Below are 5,288 nucleotides of genomic sequence, written 5' to 3' on the forward strand. Positions count from 1 at the left end.
AATGGAAGGTCGACCACCACAAGCGCACGGTTTACAGCACGCACCACCGACGACCCCAGAAAGATCATTTCATTCAGAGTAATTGGCAGCGTGGTTTCATGGCCCGCCATTACGTTCGAGGCCGAATCGCCAACCAGAATAACATCTATACCGGCTTCATCAACCAACTGTGCCATACTGTAATCGTAGGCTGTTAACATCGATATTTTTTCTCCGCGCAGTTTCATTTCTGATAAACGGTGCGTGGTAACTTTTCGAACTTCGCTATGTACTGACATGTCTGTTTGTATTCAAATTAGAGAGCAAAATTAACCAATCCTTTCATTTTAACCCAAAAGCAGCCGTTTTTTCGCTCGCCGACGGTAGGTGCTTAACTTTTATTAACCGGTTTATGCAGGTAGTTTTCAGAAGGTTTATTTTCTTTGTGGCTAATTTCAAAGTCGGAAAATGAGAAAACTAAATAGCGTATTCCCTCAAATTTGTTTGCTACTTATTTTTGTATTTACCGTGTTTGTTGCCGGGGCGCAGCAGCAGGAGATCAATAACGAGGTGGTTTCGTTTAAAAAGCACGAACTGAACTGGGGATTGATTTTGGGCGTGAGTAAAGAAACGGAAGAATTGTTGAGCGACGAAAGCCGTTTTGATGAAGATCGGACTTTACTGAATGGCAAATTCAGGATTGAAAATACCTATTGGAATTTGTTGGATTACAAGCAGGAACGTTTGAATATGCGATTCGAAGTTGGTCCGTATGGCGGTTATGGCGATTGGATCGACAGCTCGAAAGTGGAATACATTATTGCCGATCAGGATTTTTATGGTGTACGAACTTCGGCAAATGTCGATTATAGTTACCGTTACTATTACGATGCAAAAAGTTATACCGTAATTGATGTAAGCGCCTGGGGGCGTTACGAGGTGTATAAACAAAACCTGGACGGAACCAGCACCGACTCGCTGGGTGTAACCACTCCGGTTGACGTAAGCGATACCAAAGACCGCCTGCGCTATGGTTTAAATGCAAAAGTTGGTTGGGGATCGGGACGTTTAAGCCCGATGAACCATTTAATGACCGCACACTACCTGTTGGAAAAATATTACCCGGGGCGTTTGTTCTCTGATTACGAAATTGCACAGTTTGCGCAGGTGATTGCCAATATTAAACACAACCGCGATTTTAGGGAAGGACACGTTCCTGAAAAGGAAATGGAGGAAGTGGTGGATTTTATTCGTAGTACTTTTGTGCTGGCTTCTCCTGAATCGATGGCTGCCGAATGGCATTTCAGCGAATTTGATCCGCGTTACCAGGGAAACCGCTTTGAAATTGGTCCGCATTTCAAATATTACAATCAGGAGCCCGACTTTCTGTATGGTGGATACATTCAATACGACAATGCCAAATATGTAAATGTAAAATGGAACCGTAATTTTTCAGCCGGGTTGGTGTATAACCGATACACAAAAACGGATATGGGATATATTGATGAGCACCTTGTTAACTCGAATGTGAGCCGCGACTGGGCAACAGCAGATATTAACATGGGATGGAGTTATTACCCCAACCTGAAAACACAGTTCGATTTTGGAATGCGTTATGTGCCCGGTATTCAGCTAAACAATTTTGATGAAGTGGGTACGTTAAGCAATAATTTTATTCCTTATGTAGCCTACTTTACCCAACTGAACAGCAAGTCGAGGGTAAATCTGAACTTTGCCTGGCGTATTGCTGATGGCGAACAGTTTGTTGTACCGGGGCCGGAGTTTTCCTTGTCGATTTACCGCAGTAAATATTAGAACTTAAACCCGCAGAAAAATCTTCTTTTTGTACATATAATAAAGTAATCCCCAAATCAATACAAGACCAAACAACAGCATAAGGAATTGGCCTGCTTCGCCCATTGGTTTGGTGATCCATCCAAAAAAGAATTCGGTAATGTGTTGCATATCAATGATGCGCACAAAAAGGTAAACGAAAATGGAGTTCATTCCAATTATCCTGAAATAAAATGCCCAACCACGGATTTTCCAATGATCGATAATGAGGAAAAACAAAGCCATCAGCAGAAAGCTAATTCCACCGGCAAGCATATTAAATGTTGAAGTCCAGCAGCTTTTGATAATGGGGTAGAAGGTAGAAAAGACAAGCGCCATAACGATCAAACCAACTCCGGTGGCAGCCATGTAACCCATTTTTTGCCAGTCGGTGGTTTTACGGTTTCGCAGGATGTTACCGGCAATGGTGCCCATCAGTGTAATTCCTGTTGCAGATAGACTGCACATTATTCCTTCCGGATCGAAGGTTTCGCCATATAATCGCCCCGGTAAAAACAGCTGATCGATGTACCCGTTTATACAACCTTCGGGTGTCAATACTCCTGCACCAACTCCCGGCACCGGAATAAGTAACTGAATGATTCCAAAACCTGCAAGTATACCCGCCAGCCAGTAAATCCGGCTTTTAAACGAATGAAAATAAATAACAATAAGCGAAGCAAAAAAGTACCCGATGCCAATTTGCCCCAGCACACTGGCAATACGGCCGTTGGCAAATCCGTTTTGGAAAACACCATTGTAAAGAATTCCGAGAATAATTAGCATGACCATCCTTTTCAGAGCTTTTAGCGCCAGTCGTTTCTTAGGTACGTTTTTTTCAATTTTTGCTTTTATCGAAAATGGTATCGCTACTCCGGCGATAAACATAAAAAGCGGGAAGATCAGGTCTTCAAAATGAAAGCCGGCCCACTTAACATGGTGCATTTGTTCGCCAAGCCAGTCGGCACCGGTTATTTGCGAAATAACAGTTGCCAAAACACCGCCGCCGATTATCCAAAACATATCAAATCCGCGGAGCACGTCTAACGATTGAAGTCTTTTTTGTGGTTCAGTCCGTAATGATTTAGTTGTCATAGTTGTTTTTGTTTAGTCGTTTAAAAATAGTAAACATTCTGATTGATGAAACTGACGGGATATTTATTGAGTGTTACACTTCCTTTGTTTCTGTCGTTTTGTCATCACTCCTGACAGGATTTTTATTGTGTCGGGGCAATACTATGTCAGATTTTACATTCATTCCGCCGATTTTCCCATGGCACAATCATTGATTATTTCCTGACGTAAATTTTTAGAACAATAAAAACTTAAAAAATATAACAATGGGAAAAATTATCGGAATTGACTTAGGAACCACAAACTCTTGTGTTTCTGTAATGGAAGGTAACGAGCCTGTAGTTATCCCTAACAGCGAGGGAAAACGTACAACACCTTCTATCGTTGCTTTCGTAGAAAACGGAGAACGCAAAGTTGGTGATCCTGCAAAACGTCAGGCAATCACTAACCCAACAAAAACAATTTTCTCGATTAAACGATTCATGGGAGAAACTTTTGATCAGGTATCAAAAGAAGTAAACCGTGTACCTTATAAAGTTGTAAAAGGCGAAAACAACACACCACGTGTTGAAATCGACGACAGAAAATATTCGCCACAGGAAATCTCGGCAATGACACTTCAGAAAATGAAGAAAACAGCGGAAGATTATCTTGGACAGGAAGTAACAGAAGCAGTAGTAACTGTTCCTGCATACTTTAGCGATTCGCAACGTCAGGCAACAAAAGAAGCCGGTGAGATTGCCGGTTTAAAAGTGCGTCGTATCATTAACGAACCTACTGCTGCATCGTTGGCTTACGGTTTGGATAAGATGGACAGAGACATGAAAATCGCAGTATTCGACCTTGGTGGTGGTACTTTTGATATTTCTATTCTTGAGTTGGGTGATGGTGTTTTTGAAGTGAAATCGACCGACGGTGATACACACCTTGGTGGTGACGATTTCGACCAGGTAATTATCGACTGGTTGGCCGACGAGTTTAACAGCGAAGAAGGCATCGACCTGCGTAAAGATCCAATGGCTTTGCAACGTTTGAAAGAGGCTGCTGAAAAAGCAAAAATCGAATTATCGAGCTCTTCTCAAACCGAGATCAACCTGCCATACATTATGCCGGTTAACGGTATTCCAAAACACCTGGTGAAAACATTGTCGCGTGCAAAATTCGAGCAGTTGGCCGATTCGTTGATCAACGCTACAATCGAACCTTGTCGTAAGGCATTGAAAAATGCAGGTATGACAGCAAGTGATATCGACGAAGTAATCCTTGTGGGAGGTTCAACACGTATTCCTGCCATTCAGGATAAAGTAAAAGAATTCTTTGGTAAAGAAGCTTCAAAAGGTGTAAACCCTGACGAGGTGGTTGCAATCGGTGCAGCTATTCAGGGAGGTGTTTTAACCGGTGAAGTAAAAGACGTTCTTCTACTTGACGTAACTCCACTTTCGTTAGGTATTGAAACGATGGGGGGTGTAATGACCAAGTTGATTGAGTCGAATACCACTATTCCGACTAAAAAATCGGAAACATTTACAACTGCTGCCGACAATCAGCCTTCCGTAGAAATTCATGTTCTGCAAGGTGAGCGTCCAATTGCATCGGGTAACAAAACTATCGGTCGTTTCCACTTAGACGGAATTCCACCATCACCACGCGGTATTCCGCAAATTGAGGTAACTTTCGATATCGATGCCAACGGTATTCTGCACGTACACGCAAAAGATAAAGCAACAGGTAAATCGCAGTCGATCCGTATCGAGGCTTCTTCAGGTCTTTCGGATGAAGAGATCAACCGTATGAAATCGGAAGCAGAAGCAAACGCTGAAGCCGATAAAAAAGCAAAAGAAACGGCTGATAAAATCAACCAGGCTGACAGTTTGATCTTCCAGACTGAGAAGCAGTTGAAAGAATATGGTGACAAATTGCCTGCTGATAAAAAAGGTCCGATCGAAGATGCTTTGAAAAAGCTGAAAGAAGCACACGCTTCAAAAGATTTGGCTGCTATTGATGCTGCAATGAACGAGTTGAACACAGTATTCCAGGCAGCTTCGCAGGAAATGTACAACGCATCGCAAGCACAGGGTGGTGCTGAAGGACCTCAGGGAGGACCACAAGCCGATCCGAATGCAGGCGCACAAGGTGGCGACTCAAAAGGAGACGACGGCGAAGTAACCGACGTTGACTTTGAAGAAGTCAAATAGGGTACGATTATTAAGGATAATCAATAACTAGTAAAACGCAGTAAGTTTCTGACTTACTGCGTTTTCTTGTTTGTAGTCACTTGGTATTGTTAACTTGTTTTTCATGTATTTTTAGCATATATTCGTACCATATTTGTACCGGAACTTAATTAGCGTTAAAGTGGAACTTATGAGCACTTATGACTACTTATGAGTGCTTAAATGCAG

General features: G+C 42.3%; 4 protein-coding genes. 2 read left to right on the forward strand and 2 right to left on the reverse strand.

What is annotated here, in order from left to right; genetic code table 11:
- Positions 1 to 278: 3-methyl-2-oxobutanoate hydroxymethyltransferase (locus ABZB17_RS20235; protein WP_372653031.1), on the reverse strand; the 278-nt coding region annotated here is incomplete at its 3' end.
- Positions 279 to 447: 169 nt separating this feature from the next.
- Between ABZB17_RS20235 and ABZB17_RS20240 the strand changes: the two genes are divergently transcribed.
- Positions 448 to 1,794, forward strand: coding sequence for a hypothetical protein (locus ABZB17_RS20240; protein WP_372653032.1), 1,347 nt, complete (start codon positions 448 to 450; stop codon positions 1,792 to 1,794).
- Positions 1,795 to 1,797: 3 nt separating this feature from the next.
- Here the strand turns inward: ABZB17_RS20240 and ABZB17_RS20245 are convergent, their stop codons facing one another.
- Complete coding sequence (locus ABZB17_RS20245; protein ID WP_372653033.1) at positions 1,798 to 2,907, reverse strand: acyltransferase family protein; 1,110 nt, start codon at positions 2,905 to 2,907, stop codon at positions 1,798 to 1,800.
- A 245-nt stretch (positions 2,908 to 3,152) separates the two neighbouring features.
- Here ABZB17_RS20245 and dnaK point away from each other — a divergent pair, with 245 nt between their 5' ends.
- Complete coding sequence (dnaK, locus tag ABZB17_RS20250; protein ID WP_372653034.1) at positions 3,153 to 5,081, forward strand: molecular chaperone DnaK; 1,929 nt, start codon at positions 3,153 to 3,155, stop codon at positions 5,079 to 5,081.
- The last annotated feature ends 207 nt before the right edge of the window (positions 5,082 to 5,288 follow it).

Source organism: Draconibacterium sp. (genome assembly GCF_041583095.1).
Classification (GTDB): Bacteria; Bacteroidota; Bacteroidia; order Bacteroidales; family Prolixibacteraceae; genus Draconibacterium.

Excerpts from the sequence above, each read along its gene's own strand:
- ABZB17_RS20240 (WP_372653032.1), top strand. The coding sequence starts at position 448 with ATGAGAAAACTAAATAGCGTATTCCCTCAAATTTGTTTGCTACTTATT.
- ABZB17_RS20245 (WP_372653033.1), bottom strand. The coding sequence starts at position 2,907 with ATGACAACTAAATCATTACGGACTGAACCACAAAAAAGACTTCAATCG.
- dnaK (WP_372653034.1), top strand. The coding sequence starts at position 3,153 with ATGGGAAAAATTATCGGAATTGACTTAGGAACCACAAACTCTTGTGTT.